14 protein-coding genes are annotated in these 17,907 nt (G+C 68.6%); 9 read left to right on the top strand and 5 right to left on the bottom strand.

Annotation, left to right across the window (positions count from 1 at the left end; all coding sequences use genetic code 11):
• Positions 1–94: 94 nt before the first annotated feature.
• The 4 genes from ABS361_08340 to ABS361_08325 are packed head-to-tail and all read right to left on the bottom strand — an operon-like array spanning position 95 to position 5,100.
• A complete protein-coding gene (locus tag ABS361_08340; GenBank protein ID XBY46217.1) occupies positions 95–1,741 on the bottom strand; it encodes an ABC transporter ATP-binding protein in 1,647 nt (548 codons plus the stop codon).
• A gap of 3 nt (positions 1,742–1,744) precedes the next feature.
• Positions 1,745–2,569, bottom strand: coding sequence for an ABC transporter permease (locus tag ABS361_08335; GenBank protein XBY46216.1), 825 nt, complete (start codon positions 2,567–2,569; stop codon positions 1,745–1,747).
• Positions 2,570–2,571: 2 nt separating this feature from the next.
• Positions 2,572–3,519: an ABC transporter permease gene (locus tag ABS361_08330; protein XBY46215.1), complete on the bottom strand. Its 948-nt coding sequence runs from the start codon at positions 3,517–3,519 to the stop codon at positions 2,572–2,574.
• A gap of 12 nt (positions 3,520–3,531) precedes the next feature.
• A complete protein-coding gene (locus ABS361_08325) occupies positions 3,532–5,100 on the bottom strand; it encodes an ABC transporter substrate-binding protein (protein XBY46214.1) in 1,569 nt (522 codons plus the stop codon).
• Between the two features lie 450 nt (positions 5,101–5,550).
• Here ABS361_08325 and ABS361_08320 point away from each other — a divergent pair, with 450 nt between their 5' ends.
• From ABS361_08320 to ABS361_08300, 5 genes are read left to right on the top strand one after another with little or no spacing between them, the layout of a single operon-like run.
• Positions 5,551–6,447 carry a 3-keto-5-aminohexanoate cleavage protein gene (locus tag ABS361_08320; protein ID XBY46213.1) on the top strand — a complete coding sequence of 299 codons (897 nt, stop codon included), beginning with the start codon at positions 5,551–5,553 and terminating at the stop codon, positions 6,445–6,447.
• 4 nt (positions 6,448–6,451) lie between these two features.
• Positions 6,452–7,945 (top strand): carnitine 3-dehydrogenase, encoded by a 1,494-nt coding sequence (locus ABS361_08315; protein ID XBY46212.1) that lies wholly within the window; start codon positions 6,452–6,454, stop codon positions 7,943–7,945.
• 16 nt (positions 7,946–7,961) lie between these two features.
• Positions 7,962–9,122 (top strand): acyl-CoA dehydrogenase family protein, encoded by a 1,161-nt coding sequence (locus ABS361_08310; GenBank protein XBY46211.1) that lies wholly within the window; start codon positions 7,962–7,964, stop codon positions 9,120–9,122.
• Between the two features lie 5 nt (positions 9,123–9,127).
• Positions 9,128–11,188 carry an acetate--CoA ligase family protein gene (locus ABS361_08305; GenBank protein XBY46210.1) on the top strand — a complete coding sequence of 687 codons (2,061 nt, stop codon included), beginning with the start codon at positions 9,128–9,130 and terminating at the stop codon, positions 11,186–11,188.
• Positions 11,185–11,982 carry a carnitinyl-CoA dehydratase gene (locus tag ABS361_08300; GenBank protein ID XBY46209.1) on the top strand — a complete coding sequence of 266 codons (798 nt, stop codon included), beginning with the start codon at positions 11,185–11,187 and terminating at the stop codon, positions 11,980–11,982. The genes ABS361_08305 and ABS361_08300 overlap by 4 nt, the downstream gene beginning before the upstream one ends.
• Positions 11,983–11,988: 6 nt before the next feature.
• Here the strand turns inward: ABS361_08300 and ABS361_08295 are convergent, their stop codons facing one another.
• Complete coding sequence (locus ABS361_08295) at positions 11,989–12,654, bottom strand: alpha/beta hydrolase (GenBank protein ID XBY46208.1); 666 nt, start codon at positions 12,652–12,654, stop codon at positions 11,989–11,991.
• Positions 12,655–13,172: 518 nt separating this feature from the next.
• Here ABS361_08295 and ABS361_08290 point away from each other — a divergent pair.
• From ABS361_08290 to ABS361_08275, 4 genes are all read left to right on the top strand, one after another.
• The gene (locus tag ABS361_08290) at positions 13,173–13,631 is read left to right on the top strand and encodes a biopolymer transporter ExbD (GenBank protein ID XBY46851.1); all 459 of its coding nucleotides are present in this window, start codon (positions 13,173–13,175) and stop codon (positions 13,629–13,631) included.
• 6 nt (positions 13,632–13,637) lie between these two features.
• Positions 13,638–14,552, top strand: coding sequence for a hypothetical protein (locus ABS361_08285; GenBank protein ID XBY46207.1), 915 nt, complete (start codon positions 13,638–13,640; stop codon positions 14,550–14,552).
• A 61-nt stretch (positions 14,553–14,613) separates the two neighbouring features.
• On the top strand, positions 14,614–17,196 hold the full coding sequence (locus ABS361_08280; GenBank protein XBY46206.1) for a TonB-dependent receptor: 2,583 nt from the start codon (positions 14,614–14,616) through the stop codon (positions 17,194–17,196).
• A 2-nt stretch (positions 17,197–17,198) separates the two neighbouring features.
• Positions 17,199–17,795, top strand: a complete 597-nt coding sequence (locus ABS361_08275) for a MotA/TolQ/ExbB proton channel family protein (protein ID XBY46205.1) — start codon at positions 17,199–17,201, stop codon at positions 17,793–17,795.
• Positions 17,796–17,907: the final 112 nt, after the last annotated feature.

Below are 17,907 nucleotides of genomic sequence, written 5' to 3'. Positions count from 1 at the left end.
TGAGCCTGCATGGCGCGGCGACGCCGCGCGACTGGATTCATGACGCGGCGGGCGCCGCGCGACACGATTCCAGACCGGGCAGTTCATCCCCCAATCATGGAGCCGCCAAGGCGAGGCCGTCCCCGCGTGCCGCCAGCCGCTCGTCGAGCCAGTCGGTGCGCATCTCGGGCACGCTCGCGATCAGCCGCTCGGTGTAGGGATGCCACGGCGGCCGGAAGATCTCGGCCGTCGGCCCGGACGCCACCGCCTCGCCCTTGAGCATGACCAGCGTGCGATGCGCGATGCGCCGGACGATGCCGAGATCGTGGGTGATGAACAGATAGGCGAGGTCGAGCTCGCTCTGGAGCCGGCCGAGCAGCTTCAGGATCTCCTCGGCGACCAGCGGATCGAGTGCCGAGGTCGGCTCGTCGCAGATGATCACGTCCGGCTCGGCGGCGAGCGCGCGGGCGATGCAGACGCGCTGCTTCTGGCCGCCCGAGAGCTGTCCCGGCCGACGCTTGGCGAAGTCGGCCGGCAGGCCGACCAGCGTCAACAGCTCGGCGACGCGCGCCTTCACGTCGCGCTTGCGGCCGAAATAGAGCGCGACCGGCCGGCCCAGGATCTCGCCGATGGTCTGACGCGGGTTCAGCGCCACGTCGGGCAGCTGATAGACGAACTGGATCCGCCGCATCTGCTCGCGCGTCCGGCCCGCGAGCGCAGGCGACAGCGCCTCGCCGTCGAAGCGGATCGCGCCGGCCTGTCGGGGCAGGAGCCCGACGACCGTCCGCGCCAGCGAGGATTTGCCGGATCCGGACTCGCCGACGATCGCGACCGTCTCGCCGCGATGGACCGCGAGCGTGATGTCCTTGACCACGGTCAGCGGCCCATAGGACGAGCGCACCGCATCGAGCGCCAGGATCGGTTCGCCGAAGAACGCCTTCGGCGCGACCTCGACATGATCGTGCGCGCGCCGCTCGGCGACCAGCGCCTTGGCATAGGCCGTGTCGGGCGTGCCGAGGATCTTTTCGGTCGGACCGACCTCGACGGTCTTGCCGTGCCGCAGCACCATGATCCGGTCGGCGACCTGCGCGACCACGGCGAGGTCGTGCGTGATGTAGAGCGCGGCGGTGTGGTGCTCGCGGATCAGCTTCTTCAGCTCCGCCAGCACCTCGATCTGGGTCGTGACGTCGAGCGCGGTGGTCGGCTCGTCGAGCACCAGCACGTCGGGCCGGCACGCCATCGCCATGGCCGCCATGGCGCGCTGCAACTGGCCCCCGGAGACCTGATGCGGATAGCGCGCGCCGAAGCTCTCGGGCGCGGGCAGATCGAGCGCGCGGAACAGCTCGACCGCCTGTTTCTCGGCCTCGACCCGGGTCATGAGGCCATGGACGAGCGGCCCCTCGCAGACCTGATCCATGATCGTCATGTTCGGATCGAAGGCCGCCGCCGCACTCTGGGCGATATAGGCGACGCGCCGGCCGCGCAGGCTGCGGCGGTCGTCGACCGACAGGCCGCGCAGCTCGATGCCGTCGAGTGCGATGCGCCCGCCGGTGATCCGGCAGCCGGCGCGCGCGAAACACAGCGCCGAGAGACCGATCGTCGACTTGCCGGCGCCGGACTCGCCGATCAGCCCGAGCACTTCGCCGCGCTTCAGATCGAGCGACACGCCGTCGACCAGCACCTGCCCGGAGACGCTCTCGACGCGCAGATCCTCGATGCGCAGGATGTCGGTGGAGGTGGAGGAGGGCGCCGTGCCGGTCATGGATTAGAGCTCCGCCTGCGCGCCCGACGGTCGCGCCTCGATGGAAAGCAGCCAGTCGACCACCAGATTGACGCCGATCGACAGGAGCGCGATCGCGGCTGCGGGGAACAGCGGCGCGGTCAGGCCGAAGTTGATCGACGGCGCGTTGTCGCGAACCATGCCGCCCCAGTCCGCATGCGGCGGCTGGATGCCGAGCCCGAGGAAGCTCAAGGCCGCGATGAACAGGAACACGAAGCAGAACCGCAGCCCGAAATCGGCCGCGAGCGGGGCGAGCGCATTGGGCAGGATCTCCCGGCGGATGATCCAGCCGAGCCCCTCGCCGCGCAGCTTGGCCACCTCGACATATTCCATCACGGCGATGTTCATGCCGACCGCGCGCGCGACCCGGAACACGCGGGTCGACTCCAGGATCGCGATCGTGCCGATCAGCACCGGGATCGAGGTGCCGAGCACGCTCAGCACCACCAGCGCGAAGATCAGCACCGGCAGCGCCTGCATGACGTCGACGAGGCGCGCCAGCACCATGTCGACGATGCCGCCGGCGACCGCCGCGATGAAGCCGAGCGTCACGCCGATCAGGAAGCAGAGACAGGTGATCAGCAGCGCCATCAGGATGGTGTTGCGCGAGCCGTAGATGATGCGCGTCAGCATGTCCCGGCCGAGATTGTCGGTGCCGAACCAGAACTGCGCGCTCGGTCCCTCCCAGACGCCGCCGACGAGGTCGGCCTCGCCATAGGGCGTCAGCCACGGGCCGATCAGGCACATGATCAGGTTCACGGCGATGATCGCGATGCCGATCCACGCGATGAGCGGCGGGCGGTGCTTCATGCTCACCTCGGATGCCTCAGGCGCGGGTTGACCAGGATCGACAGCACGTCGGCGATCGTGTTGAGGCCGACGAAGGCGGTCGCGAACACGATCGCGCAGGCCTGCACGACCGGCACGTCGCGCTTGGAGACCGCATCGACCATCATCTGCCCGACGCCGGGATAGACGAACACGACCTCGACCAGGATCACGCCGACGATCAGATAGGCGAGGTTCAGCGCGATCACCGATATGATCGGCGCCGCCGCGCCCGGCAGCGCGTGCCGCACCACGACGCGCGTCCGCGACAGGCCTTTGAGGAACGCCATCTCGATGTGCGGCAGCGACATGATCGCCAGCACCGAGCTGCGCGTCATGCGGATGATGTGGGCCATCACCACCAGCACCAGCGCGAGCGCCGGCAGCGTCGTGGTGCTGACCCGCTCCCAGAAGCCCATGCTCGGATCGACCATGGCGAGGCTCGGGAACCAACCGAGATTGACCGCGAGCACGATGATCAGCAGATAGCCGACGAAGAACTCCGGCACCGAGATCGTGGTCAGGGTCAGGATGTTGATCGCCCGGTCGACGAACTTGCCCTCGTTGACCGCCGCGACGATGCCGAGGCCGACCGACAGCGGCACGGCGACCACGGCCGCGTAGGCCGCGAGGAAGATCGTGTTGCCGAACCGGCCGGCGAGATCCTGGATCACCGGTCGGCCGTTGGCGAGCGAGGTGCCGAAGTCGCCATGGACGACGCCGGTGAGCCACGCGAGGTAGCGTACCGTCGCCGGCCGGTCGAGGCCGAGCGACAGGCGGATGTTGGCGAGCGCCTCGGGCGTCGCCTGCTGGCCCAGAATGGCGGATGCCACGTCGCCCGGCAGGATCTCGGTGCCGGCGAACACCAGCACCGAGACCGCCAGAAGCGTGAGAAGCCCGAGCCCGAGCCGGATGGCGATGAGACGAAGCACTTGCCTATCCGATCAGGCGTTCAGCCAGACCTTCTCGGCCAGGCGCAGGCCGAGGAAGTCGAACATCGGATGCGGACCCATGCCGCCGACCTTCTTCGAGCCGGCCTCGAGATAGTCGATGAACATCGGGATCAGCGCGCCGCCGTCCTGGTTGATCATCGTCTGCGCCTCGACGTAGAGCGCCTTGCGCTTGGCCTGATCGAGTTCGGCGCGCGCCGCCACGACGATCTTGTCGAACTCCGGCCGCTTCCAGGCGGTGTCGTTCCACTTGGCGTCGGAGAGATAGGCGATCGACAGCATCTGGTCGGCCGTCGGCCGGCCGCCCCAGTAGGAGGCGCAGAACGGCGCCTTCATCCAGACATTGTCCCAGTAGCCGTCGGACGGCTCGCGCTTGACCTCGAGATTGATGCCGGCCTTGGAGGCGGCCTGCTGGTAGAGCACGGCCGCATCGGTCGCGCCGGTGAAGGCGGCGTCCGACACCTGCAGCACGAACTTCTCGCCGGTCATGCCGGCCTTGTTCAGATGGAACTTGGCCTTGTCCGGATCGTAGGTGTGCTGGGCGAGCTCGCTCGCATGATAGGGGTTGGTCTTCGGGATCGGATGGTCGTTGCCGATCGTGCCGTAGCCCTTGAGAATCGTGTCGACGACCTTCTGGCGGTCGATGCCGTACTTGAGCGCCAGCCGCGCGTCGGCATTGGCGAAGGGGCCGCTCGTTGTGTTCATGACGAACACGGCGTGCTGGCCGGCCTGCGAGCGGATGATCTGCAGGTTCGGGTTCTTGCCGAGGAGGTCGACCGTGCGGCCGTCGAGACGGTTGATCACGTCGACCTGGCCGGAGATCAGCGCATTCACGCGCGCGGTCGCGTCATTGATGACGCGGAATTCGACCGAGTCGACCCAGGCGCGGTTCGGCTTCCAGTAGCTGCCGTGCTTCTTCACGACGGCGCGGACGCCCGGCTCCATCATCTCGAACATGTAGCCGCCGGTGCCGATCGGCTTCGAGAAATCGGTGAAGCCGTTCGGCACCACGATGATGTGGTAGTCCGACAGGATATAGGGCAGGTCGGCATTGCCCGACTTCAGCGTGATCTCGACCTGGTGGGTGTCGAGCTTCTTGATCTCGGTGATGTCGGCGAGCACCGCCTTGGCGGCCGACTTGGTGTCGCCGCGATGCAGGTTCAGCGAATAGATGACATCGTCGGCGTCGAGCGTCTTCCCGTTGTGGAAGGTGACGCCCTTGCGCACGGCGAACACCCAGGTCGCCGCACCGGGCTTCGCTTCCCAGCTCTCGAACAGTTCCGGCGTCGCCTGGTTCTTCTCGTCGATTTCGACGAGGCCGTTCATCATCGTGTAGGCGATGTTGGTCGGCACCCAGTCGGTGAAGGTGCGCGGATCGAGCGTGTCGCTGGTCGAGCCGCCCGACATGCCGAGCTTCAAGGTGCCGCCCTTCTTGGGCGCGGCCTGCGCGGCCGCCGGTCGCGCGCCGAAGGCGGTGGAGAGGCCGAGCGCCGCCGCGCCGGCCAGGAGTTCGCGCCGATCCACCACCAAGCCGCTGCGGCGGCCGTTTCCGATCTCGGTCATTGTCGCCTTCCCCCTGCATCGTTTCGGATCCAGATCCGATGGCGGCCTCCCGCCGGCACGGACTGCTGGACCAGGGTCCCTGAACTGGCCGTCCGACAAGCCGCCTCCGGATGGAAGCCGCGATCGAACCACCGGCAGGCGGTCGATACCGCCCCCTGTGACAGGATGATGCGCCCGCTTGTCGGGCAGGATGGTGCAAGGAGCGACATGAGAGCGCAAGATCCGACATCGCATTGGGCAAATGTCGTAAGGGATTGCCCAGAAGCGAGAATCTCGCACTGCACCATTGTATGCAAACGCCCGATCGAACCCTTCGATCCGCCACCTGAGGCGCGCTTCATGTCGGTTTCGGCATGCTTGTCGGATTTTGCTTCCTGCGTGCCGTTCCTTGCACGAACGTACAGTCCGAGGCTGCGCTAGGCTCGTCGCAACGAGGAAGGGAGCAACCCCATGAACTGGGACGTCTTCATCACCTGCGCGGTGACCGGTGCCGGCGACACGACGGGCAAGTCCGACAAGGTGCCGGTAACCCCCGAGCAGATCGCCACCTCCGCGATCGATGCGGCCAAGGCGGGCGCGGCGGTCGTCCACATCCACGTCCGCGATCCGGCCACGGGGCGCGGCTCGCGCGATCCGAAGCTCTACGCCGAGGTCGTCGACCGGATCCGCTCTTCGGGCACCGACGTGGTGATCAACCTGACGGCCGGCATGGGAGGCGATCTCGTGCTCGGCGGCGCAGAGACGCCGCTGCCGCTCGATCCGACCTGGACCGACGTCGTCGGCGCGACCGAGCGTTTGGTCCATGTCGAGCAGCTGCTCCCGGAGATCTGCACGCTCGACTGCGGCTCGATGAACTTCGCCGCCGGCGGCGACTACGTGATGACCAACACGCCGGACACGCTACGCGCCATGGCGAAGCGCATCCAGGCGCTCGGGGTTAAGCCGGAGCTCGAGGTGTTCGACACCGGCCACCTCGTCATGGTCAAGGATCTGGTCAAGGAGGGGCTACTCGACGATCCGCTGATGATCCAGCTCTGCATGGGCATCCCCTACGGCGCGCCGGACGATCCGCTGACGCTGATGGCGATGGCTTTGCAGGTGCCTCCCGGCGCGGTGTTCTCGGCCTTCTCGATCGGCCGGATGCAACTGCCTTACGTGGCGATGGCCGCGCTCGCCGGCGGCAATGTCCGCGTCGGCCTCGAGGACAACATCTATCTGTCGCGCGGCAAGCTCGCATCGAACGCCGATCTGGTCGAGCGCGCCGCGACCATCCTGACGGCGATGAATGCCCGCGTGCTCGGTCCCGAAGATGTGCGCGCCAAGCTCAACCTGAAGAAGCGGGGCTGATCCCATGGCGGATGTGAAGACGGTCGGCCTGCTCGGCGCGGGCGTCATCGGCGGCGGCTGGGCGGCGCGTTGCCTCGTCAACGGCTACGATGTCGTACTCTACGACCCGGACCCGGAGGCGGACCGCAAGGTCGGCGAGATGCTCGCCAACGCCCGCCGCGCCTGGGGCCGCATGACCCAGGCGCCGCTGCCGAAGGAAGGCCGGCTGACGCTGGTCCGGACGCCGGCGGAAGCGGCCGAAGGCGCCGACTTCATCCAGGAATCGGCCCCGGAGCGCGAGGACCTGAAGATCCGCCTGCTCGCCGAGGCGAGCCGCGCGGCGCGCAAGGACGTCGTGTTCGGCTCCTCGACCTCCGGCCTGCTGCCGACCAAACTTCAGTCCGAGATGATCGCGCCCGAGCGTTTCACGGTCGGTCATCCGTTCAACCCGGTCTACCTGATGCCTCTGGTGGAAGTCTGCGGCGGTGCGCAGACGACCCTGGAGACCAAGGAGCGCGCGATGGCCTTCTATCGCACGCTCGGCATGCATCCGCTGCACGTGCGCAAGGAGATCGACGGCTTCATCGCCGACCGGCTCATGGAGGCGCTGTGGCGCGAGGCGCTGTGGCTGGTCAATGACGATGTCGCGACCGTCGACGAGATCGACGACGCGGTCCGCTTCGGCCCCGGCCTGCGCTGGGCCTTCATGGGCACGTTCCTGATCTACCGCATCGCCGGCGGCGAGGCCGGCATGCGCCACTTCATGGCCCAGTTCGGCCCGGCGCTGAAATGGCCCTGGACCAAGCTGATGGACGTGCCGGACCTGACCGACGCGCTGATCGACAAGCTCGCCGACCAGTCCGACGCGCAGGCGGCTGCGCAAGCCGTCGGCACGGATCTGCGCGATCTGGAGCGTCTGCGCGACGATTGCCTCGTCAATGTGTTCCAGGGCCTCAAGGCGCGCGACTTCGCCTATGGCGCCGATCTCGCGGCGTTCGAGAAGACGCTCTACGATCGCGCCCATGCCGGGGCGGTCGCGGCCGAGCCCGACCTGTCGCAGCCCTTGAAGCTGCATCGGCCGAGCGTGCTGCCCGAGTGGACCGACTACAACGGCCACATGACCGAGTACCGCTATCTCCAGGTCTTCGGCGATGCCACCGACGCGCTCCTGCGCCTGGTCGGCATCGATGCGGATTATCTGGCGACCGGGCGGTCCTGCTACACGGTCGAGACCCACATCTGCCATATCGCCGAGGTCCGGGCGGGCGAGCCGATGACGGTCGCGACCCGCGTGCTCGCGGCCGAGGGCAAGAAGCTGCAGCTCTATCACGAGCTTTTCCGCGATCGGGACGGCACCCGGCTGGCGACGGCCGAGCACCTGCTGCTCCACGTCGATACCAAGGCGTCAAAGGCCGCGGAGCCGCCGGCAGCGATCGCCGAGCGCTGCAAGACGATCGCGGCCGCGCAAGCCCATCTGCCGCCGCCCGACAAGGCGGGCCGGGCGATCAAGGCATCCTGACCGGGGAGGGACGACCATGGACTTCGCGCTGAGCCCCGAACAGGACATGGTCGTCTCGACGGTCCGGTCCTTCGTCGAGAACGAACTCTACCCGCTCGAAGCCGAGGTCGAGCGGACCGGCCAAGTCCGCCCTGAAGTCGGGGCCGAGATCCGGCGCAAGGTGCTCGATCTCGGCTTCTACGCGCCGAACGTGCCGGTCGAATACGGCGGCGGCGGGCTCGACGTCACCACCATGACGCTGCTCGAACGCGAACTCGGCCGCGCCTCGATGGCGCTGACCGTGTTCTGGGGCCGACCCTCGAACATCCTGTGCGCCTGCACGCCCGAGCAGCGTGAACGGTATCTGCTGCCGGCCGTGCGCGGTGAGAAGATCGACGCGCTCGCGATCACCGAGCCCGACGCCGGCTCCGACGTGCGCGGCATGCGCACGACGGCGCGGCGGGACGGCGCCGACTTCGTGCTGAACGGCACGAAGCACTTTATCAGCCACGCGGATGTCGCCGACTTCGTCATCGTCTTCGCCGCGACCGGCGAGGACGACGGACCGAAGGGCAAGAAGAAGCGCATCACCGGCTTCCTGGTCGATCGCGGCACGCCGGGTTTCGCGATCGAGCCTGGCTATCGCTCGGTCTCGCACCGCGGCTATCACAATTGCATCCTGAGCTTCGACGATTGCCGCATCCCGGCCGAGAACGTGCTCGGCGAGGTGGATCGCGGCTTCGACGTCATGAACGAGTGGCTGTCGGCGACGCGCCTGACCGTCGCGGCGACCTGCGTCGGCCGCGCCCGCCGCGCCTTCGATCTGGCGCTCGATTGGGCCGCGAAGCGAAAGCAGTTCGGCGAGCCGATCGGCCGGTTCCAGGGCGTCGGCTTCCAGCTCGCCGACATGATCACCGAGATCGACGCCGCCGACTGGCTGACGCTCGCCGCCGCCTGGCGCATCGATCAGGGTTTGCCGGCTAATCGAGAGGTATCCTCGGCCAAGCTCTACGCCTCCGAGATGCTCGGCCGCGTCACCGATGCGGCGATCCAGGTTCATGGCGGCATGGGCCTGATGGACGACCTGCCGCTCGAACGGTTCTGGCGCGATGCCCGCGTCGAGCGGATCTGGGACGGCACCAGCGAGATCCAGCGCCATATCATCGCGCGCGATCTGCTGCGCCCGCTCGGAGCCTGACCCGCATGACGGCGCTCACGACCGGTCTCGACCGGCTCCTGCACCCGCGCCGCATCGCCGTGATCGGCGGCGCGAGCGCGGCCGAGGTGATCCGGCAATGCGACCGCATGGGCTATGCGGGCGAGATCTGGCCCGTGCATCCGAACAAGGCCGAGATCGGCGGCCACCGCGCCTATGTCGGTCTCGACGCCCTGCCGGGCGTGCCCGACGCCGCCTTCGTCGGCGTCAACCGGCATGCGACTGTCGACGTCGTCCGCACCCTCGCGGCGATGGGCGCGGGCGGGGCGGTCTCCTACGCCTCGGGGTTTCGCGAGGTGGGCGCCGAGGGCGAGGCGTTGCAGACGGCGCTGGTCGCGGCGGCGGGTGCCATGCCGGTGCTCGGTCCGAACTGCTACGGCTTCATCAATGCGCTCGACGGCGCGCTGCTCTGGCCGGATCACCACGGCGCGGCCCGCGTCGAGCGGGGCGTCGCCTTCGTGACGCAGTCGTCGAACATCGCCATCAACCTGACCATGAACCGCCGCGGCCTGCCGATCGCCTTCATGGTCGCGGTCGGCAATCAGGCCATGGTCGGCCTCGCGGAGGCGATCGAGGCGCTGGCCGCCGACGATCGCGTCACCGCGATCGGGCTGCATGTGGAAGGCATTTCGGATCCGGCCGCGCTCGCGAGCGCGGTCGAGATCGCGCATCGGCGCGGCGTCTCGGTGGTGGCGCTGAAGGCCGGCCGCTCCGAGATGGGCTCGCGCATCGCCATGACCCATACGGCCTCGCTCGCCGGCTCGCACCGCGTGACGAGCGCGTTTCTCGAGAGGATCGGCATCGCCGAGGTCGGCTCGATCCCGGCGCTGATCGAGACGCTGAAGCTCCTGCATCTCGGCGGACCGCTGCCGGGGCGACGGCTGGTCAGCCTGTCCTGCTCGGGCGGCGAGGCGTCGCTGATGTCGGACGCGGCGGAAGCGCATGGGCTCGATCTGCCGGCCTATCCGCCCGAGGCCGAGGCGAAGATCCGCGCGACCTGCAATCCGCTGGTGACCGTGTCTAACCCGTTCGACTATCACACCTTCGACTGGGGCAACCGCGACCGCCTCGCCGATACGTTCTCGGCCGTGATGGAGGCAGGCCAGGATCTGACCGTGCTGGTGCTCGACTGGCCGCGACCGGAGCTCGGTCCGGCGCCGGCCTGGGATGCCTCCGCCTACGCGATCATGGATGCCCATGCCCGGACCGGCCGCCGCGCGGCGCTGATCGCGACCCTGCCGGAATGCCTGCCCGAGACCTGGGGCGCGGCGCTGGTCGCCGGCGGCGTGGCGCCGCTCTGCGGCATCGCCGACGGCCTGGAAGCCATCGCGGCCGCCGCCCGGCTCGGCACGAACGAGCCCAGGACCGTCGCTGCACCCATCGCGCGCCGGCCGGGCAGGGTGGTCGCCTTGACCGAGCCGGTGGCCAAGGCCGAACTCGCCCGCTTCGGCGTGGCCGTGCCGCGCTCGCAGGTGGTCACGACAAGGGAAGCCGCGCTCGCCGCGGCAGAGGCGATCGGTTTCCCGCTGGTCGCCAAGGCGGTCGGCGCCGATCTGACCCACAAGACCGAGCGCGGCGCGGTGATCTTGAACCTGCGCGATCCCGGCGCTCTCGCGGCCGCCTATGACCGGCTCGCGCCGCTCGGCGAGGCCGTGCTCATCGAGGCGATGGTGACGGACGCGGTCGCCGAACTCATCGTCGGCGTGGCGCGCGATCCGGTCATCGGGCTGCATCTCGTGGTCGGCTCCGGCGGGGTGCTCGCCGAGCTGGTCGCCGATACATCGATCGTGCTGTTGCCGGCCGAGCGCGCCGATGTCGAAGCCGCGATCGGGGCGCTGAAGGTGTCTAAACTCATCGACGGCTGGCGCGGCAAGCCTGCCGGCGACCGCGCCGCCGCCGTCGATGCCGTGCTCGCGATCGCCCGCTTCGCGCAAGCGAACGCCGATCGGCTCGACGGGCTCGACGTCAATCCGCTGATGGTCAGGCCCGCCGGTCTCGGCGCGGTCGCGGCCGACGCCCTGGTGATGCTGGTGGAGGATACCGAATGACGACCGCCGACCCGGCTGCCCACCCGCTGATCGTCGAGCGCCGCGGTGCCGTGCTCGAAGTGCGGCTCGATCGCCCGAAGGCCAACGCCATCGACGCGGCGACGAGCCGGCAGATGGGCGAGGTCTTCGCCGGCTTTCGTGACGATCCGGACCTGCGCGTGGCGATCGTCACCGGCACCGGCCGGTTCTTCTCCGCCGGCTGGGATCTGAAGGCCGCGGCCGAGGGCGAACGGCCGGATGTCGACTATGGCGTCGGCGGCTTCGCCGGGCTGCAGGAGCTGCCCGATCTCAACAAGCCGGTGATCGCCGCCGTGAACGGCCTGGCCGTCGGCGGCGGCTTTGAATGGGCGCTCGCCTGCGATCTGATCCTGGCCTCGTCGGAGGCTCGCTTCGCGCTTCCCGAGATCCGCGCCGGCACGCTGGCCGATGCCGCAACCGTCAAGCTGCCGCGCCGCATGCCGTACCATGTCGCCATGGACCTGCTCTATACCGGCCGCTGGATGGAGGCCGAGGAGGCCCATCGCTGGGGGCTCGTCAACGAGATCCTCGCGCCGGACTCCCTGCTGCCGCGCGCCCGCGCGCTCGCCGATCTGCTGGCGAGCGGCCCGCCGCTCGTCTTCGCCGCGATCAAGGAGACCGCGCGCCTGACCGAGGCGCTGCCGTTCAACGAAGCGCTCGGCCTCGTCACATCGAAGAGCCTGCCGACGGTGAAGCGGCTCTACGAGTCCGAAGACCAGCTCGAAGGCGCGCGCGCCTTCGCCGAGAAGCGCGACCCGGTCTGGAAAGGGCGCTGAGCCGGCTCAGGTCTGGCGAGCGCCGAGCAGATCGCGCAGCGCCGCGCCGATCGCCTCGAACGCGACCCTCGCCCGCGCGCTGCGATGCCGGGCGCGCAGAAAGCCGTGGACGAGCTGTGCCTCGTTACGGCAGGTCGCCGGCACGCCGGCTTCCGTGAGCCGCGCCGCGAACACCGAGCCGTCGTCCCGCAGCGGATCGACATCGGCGGTCACTACGAAGCTCGGCGGGAAAATGCCGAAATCGGTCGCCTCGAGCGGCATCGCCTCGTCGAGCGGCCCGGCCGGGACGCTGCCGCCGTAACGCGCCTCGGCGTAGAACGACAGATCGCTGGTCCGAAGCATCGGCGCCTCGGCATTGTCGATATAGGACGGCCAATCGAGCTCGCCGCCGAGCCAGGGATAGATCAGCACAGCGCCGGCCGGCTTCGGCTTGCCCTGCCGGGCGAGCCGCACGCAGAGCCCGGCGACCAGCGTCGCCCCGGCGCTGTCGCCGGCGACGGCGACCGTTGCGAAGGCCCGGGCGACCGCCGCGAACACCGTCGCGACATCGTCGAGCTGGGCCGGATGCCGGTGCTCGGGCGCCAGCCGATAATCGACCGCCACCACCGCCGCGTCGGTGGCGAGACAGAGCTCGGCGCAGACGTCGTCGTGGCTCTCGAGCGAGCCGACCACGAAGCCGCCGCCATGAGCATAGACGACCGCCGCCGCCGCCGGCGGCGACCGGCGCCGGCGTTCCCGCGTGTCGATAGACCCGCACCGGAACCCCGCCGATGATCTCGTCCAGGACCGCGACGCCCGCCGGCCGCGCGACCCGGAACACCGCGCACATCGCATCATAGAAGCGCCGATTGTCGGCGGCCGTCGCGCCGTTGGTATCGGCGGGGTAGGCGGCCTCGGTGTCGGCGATGAAGGCGAGGATTTCCGGGTCGTCGATCGGGCTCATGGACCTCGTCCGAATGGGCGCCGCTGTCCTAGCGTGCGGTGGTCAGGGTGTGGCTCCCCCTGTGGCGGAAATACGGCGGAACCTGCCGAATACGGCCATCCGTAACGTATTGGTTCGATCTCGCTAACATGCTGATTACACAATAAAAGCCGGCTGAACAATGGTGGCCGTCCGGCAACAGCGGCAACACAGCTGCCGTTATGTCGTCACATTCACCTCATCGTCACGGAACCGTGATCGCTCCGTCATGTCGCTGCGTCAGAGAGGCCTTCTATCGCGCTGCACAATGGAATGGGTCATGCGGTCCTGGCCGGAGCGGAAAGAGCGTCACGCACGTATCGAGATCATCCCGATGATCGACGTGATGATGTTCCTGTTGGTGTTCTTCGTGCTGATCAGCACGAACGTGCTGCCGGCGCTGGGGCTCAAGATCTCGCCGCCGACGACCTCGACGCCGGACAAGATCATCGAGCGCACCAAATATACGGTCGGCATCGACAAGGACGGCAAGACCTACCTGGACGGCGAGGCGATGGCGCTCGCCGACATCTCCGATCGCCTGAAGGCCGCGAACACCGAGGGCAAGCCGATTGCCGTCGTGATCGCCGGTGACCAGGGCGCGGCGCTGCAATCGGTGGTCGACGTGCTGGATACGCTGAAGTCGGCGGGCATCGGCAGCGCGAAGATCGTCACGAGGGCCAGGTAGTGTGGCATGCGTTTCGAAAAGGCCGACCTGCTTTCGAATGCTCTCGCGCTGCTCGCGACCGTCGGGCTGGCGTCCGCCTTCGCCATGCCGACGCAGCCCGATCTGACCGAGGCGAAGCCCGAGATCGAGATCTCGATGGACGTGCCGGAAGCCGCGCCGGCCGAACCGGCTGTCGCGCCGGCGCAGCCCGAACCGCCGCCACCCCAGCCGGAACCGCCGAAGGAGCCGGAGCCGCCGCCGCCTCCACCGCCCGAACCGCCGCCGCCTCCACCGCCACCGGAGCCGCCGCCACCCGCGCCGGAGCCACCGCCGCCTCCACCGCCCGAGGCGCCGCCTCCACCGCCGCCGCCGCCGGAGCCACCGCTGCCCGACGCGGAGCCGATGGAGCCGCCGCCGCCTCCCGCGCCGCTGCTCTCGCCGCCGCCCGAGCCTCCCAAGGCCGAGCCGCCGAAGCCGGAACCGCCGAAGCCCGAGCCTCTCAAGCCGGAGCCGAAGAAGGAGCCGCCGCCGAAGCGCGAGGAGAAGAAGCACGAGCCGCGCCCCGAGCCTCGCAAGGAGGAGCCGCGCAAGGAACCGCCGAAGCCGGTGGATCCGCGCCCGCGCACCGAGGCGAAGCCCGCCACTCAGGCGGCGAAGCCTGCGGCGGCCTCGGCGCCGTCGAAGGCGAGCGCCGCGCAGTTCAATGCCTGCCTGCAGGGGCACGCGCGCTACCCGACCTCGAAGGAGGCGCGGCTGCAGAACCCGCACGGCACCGTCGGCGTGACGGTGTCGATCTCCGGCGGTTCGATCGTCGGGGTGGCGATCACCGCGAGTTCCGGCTCGTCGCTGCTCGATGCCGCGGCGCGCTCCAGCATCCTCTCCTCCGGCTGCGGATCGCTGGCCGGCGGAGCGACCACGCTCTCCGGTCGGATCGTGTTCTGACCGGATCAAAAACCAAGAAAACAGCCAGTCTTCCGAAGTCTAAAACGCAGGGGTGCGAACCATGTCTCTCCGTCTCCTAGCCGCCGCGCTGCTCGCGACGACGGCGATCGCCGGCCCGGCGCTCGCCCAGTCGACCCAGCCGACGAGCGCGTCCGCCGACACCGTCCGCCAGGTCAAGAAGCCCGTCGCCGCCAAGCCGGCCGCCGCTCCGGCGGCTGCCGCGGCGCCGGCTCAGGCCGCGCCGGCCGACACCGCCCAGGCGAAGCGCGATCCGCGCGCGCTCGGCGGCGGCCTGACCTCGGCCCCGACCGACTTCGGCACGGTGTTCGCCGGCGGTGGCCAGCAGGCCACGCCGGGCGGCGTGACGCGCCAGGATCTCGGCGGCGGCAACATGATCGCCGAGGAGGTGCCGAAGACCCGTTCGACCGTCACGCGCGACGCGATCGACAAGCTGTCGCCGACCGCCAACCCGTACCAGATGATCAACATGCTGCCGGGCGCCAACGTGACCTCGCCGGACGCCGGCGGTCTCAACGGCGGCAACATCACGCTGCGCGGCTTCAACTCCGACCAGCTCGGCATGACGATTGAGGGCGCGCCGGTCAACGACTCCGGCAACTACGCGCTCTACCCGCAGGAATACGTCGACAGCGAGAACATCCAGCAGGTCTCGATCGCCCAGGGCGCGGCTGATCTGGACAGCCCGCACATCGGCGCGACCGGCGGCGTGATCAACCTCTACATGCGCGATCCGTCGAAGGAGCGGCAGGTCTACACCTCCTTCACCTACGGCTCGCACAACCTCGCCCGCATGTTCGCCCGCGTCGACTCCGGTCAGATCGGCAACTTCCGCGGCATGATCTCCTATTCGCGCTACACCCGCGACCACTGGTCGGGCGTCGGCGGCGACAACCGTTGGCATCTCGACGGCAAGTTCGTCTGGGACGTCGGCGAGGCGAACCACGTCCGCGCGTCGCTGATCTACAACGAGGCGAAGAACAACTTCTACGCCAACCCGTCGCTTGCCCAATTCAACACGGCCGGCTACAAGCCGAATTACAACGCGGCCCTGACCGGTAACGCGTCGACCGACACGAGCTGGTATGGCTACCGCATCAATCCGTTCCGGAACCTGATCGCGTCGCTGCCGTCGGACTTCAAGATCACCGACAACCTGACCTATGACGTCGTGCCCTATCTCTGGTACGGCTTCGGTTCCGGCGGCGGCGTGTCGACGATGACCGAGGACGCCGGTGCCAACACCACCGCGACCGGCCGCGTCTATTACGGCAACACCCGCCTCAACAACATCGACTGGAGCGGCAACGGCGTCGTCACCGCCGGCGGCAAGGTCAACTATTACAATCCGTCGATCACCGAGACCTGGCGTCCGGGCATCATCAACAAGCTGACCTACGACATCGGTGAGCACAAGTTCGTGCTCGGCTACTGGTTCGAGTCGGCCTCGCACAAGCAGACCGCGCCGTATCAGGCGCTCGCCGGCGACCGCACGATCCAGGACGCGTTCATGTCGAACAGCGACGGCTTCGTGATCCCGAACGGCACCTACGCCGGCCAGGTCCTGCAGCGCCGCGACTGGACCACCCGCACGACCACCAACGTGATCTTCGCGGGCGACACCTGGTCGCTGCTCGGCGACCAGCTCAAGCTCGAATACGGCATCAAGCAGGCCTTCGTCGACCGTACGCTGAACAACCGGATCCCGGGCGCGACCCCGTCGGTCACCACCAGCAACACCGCGACGCTGCCGACCGCCGGCATCTCCTATAAGCTCAACGAGCAGAACCAGGTGTTCGCGAGCATCGCGACCTCGTTCCGCGTCACGCCGAACTACGCGCTCGCCGACCAGTACAACACCAACACCGGCGCCCGCTCGACGCTCGGCACGGGCTCGCTGGCGCCTGAACGCGCCGTCACCGGCGAGATCGGCCACCGCTATCAGGGCGACCTGTTCGCAACCTCGCTGTCGCTGTTCGGCACGCGCTACTCGAACCGGCAGGTCACCAGCAACATCGTCGACCCGACCAGCCCGGGCTCGACCACCAGCTTCAACTTCAACGCCGGTTCGGTCGAGAGCTACGGCCTCGACTTCGAGATCGGCACGCGTCCGCTGTGGGGCGGCTTCCGGCCCTATGCGTCGATGGAGCTGCTGCAGACCCGTCTGAACAACAACCTGCAGACCACCAACACCGCCGGCAAGACCGATTACCTGCCGACCGTCGGCAAGCAGCTGCCGCGCGCGCCGAACTTCACCGGCGCGATCGGCCTCGACTACGACGACGGCCACATCCTCGGCAACCTCGCCTACAAGTACATCGGCCGCCAGTATTCGACCTTCATGAACGACGAGAGCATCCCGGGCTTCGGCCGCATCGATGCCGGCATCGGCTACCGCTTCGCCGACGTCGCGCTCGGCGAGACGGGCAAGATCAAGGCGCCGGAGCTGAAGCTCAACTTCTACAACCTGCTCGACGCCCGCCAGCTCACCGGCGTGAACTCGGTGCAGGCCAACGCCAAGGACACGACCGGCGTCAACGGCGGCACGATCAAGGCGTCCGGCACACCGAACTACTATCAGGGTGAAGGCTTCGCGGTCATGGTCACCTTCAAGTCGGCGTTCTGATCATGTTCGGCCTGCACGTCGACACCGCCTATTTCCACGAGATCTGCATCTTCGTGCTCTACGGGTGCATCGGGTTGCTGACCTTCGTGCTGATCGAGCGGATGGTCTACTACGGCATCCTGCGGTTCCGCGTCGGTCGGATCCGTGGGAGCGTCGGGGTGGACGGCAAGCTGAAGCCGGGTCGGACGATCACGGGCAAGGGCGAACTCGCCTCCCAGGTCGCCGACTACATCGCCGAGCAGGACAACCCCGCGACCTCGCGGTCGCGGGTGGAGGATCTGTCGGCCTCGCTCTACCTGAACCTCGATGCGCGGGTCACCTCGCGCCTCTGGGTGCTCGACACGATCGTCACGGCGGCGCCGCTGATCGGTCTGCTCGGCACCATTCTCGGCATCATGGACACGTTCGCCGCGCTCTCGGCCGGCGGCATCTCCGATCCGGCGGCGGTCAGCCGCGGCATCGCCGCCGCGCTGCTCGCCACCGCGATCGGCATCGGCACCGCGCTCTACGGCCTGATCGCCCACAACATCCTGCACCGGATCGCCGACGTGATCCTGGAGGAGTTCAAGGGCTTCCTTCTCGCCGCGACGCGCGCCTGAACGGCGACCGCGCCGTCTCCAGCTCCTCGCGCCCGGGCCCAAAGCCCGGGCGTTCTTTTTGTCCGCAGCCGCTGTCCTGCCCGTCATCTTCCGGTCCGCCGCCGGCTTCGCC

The organism is Ancalomicrobiaceae bacterium S20, from assembly GCA_040269895.1.
GTDB lineage: Bacteria > Pseudomonadota > Alphaproteobacteria > Rhizobiales > Ancalomicrobiaceae > Methyloraptor > Methyloraptor flagellatus.
This window is presented reverse-complemented; position numbering and strand designations above follow the sequence as displayed.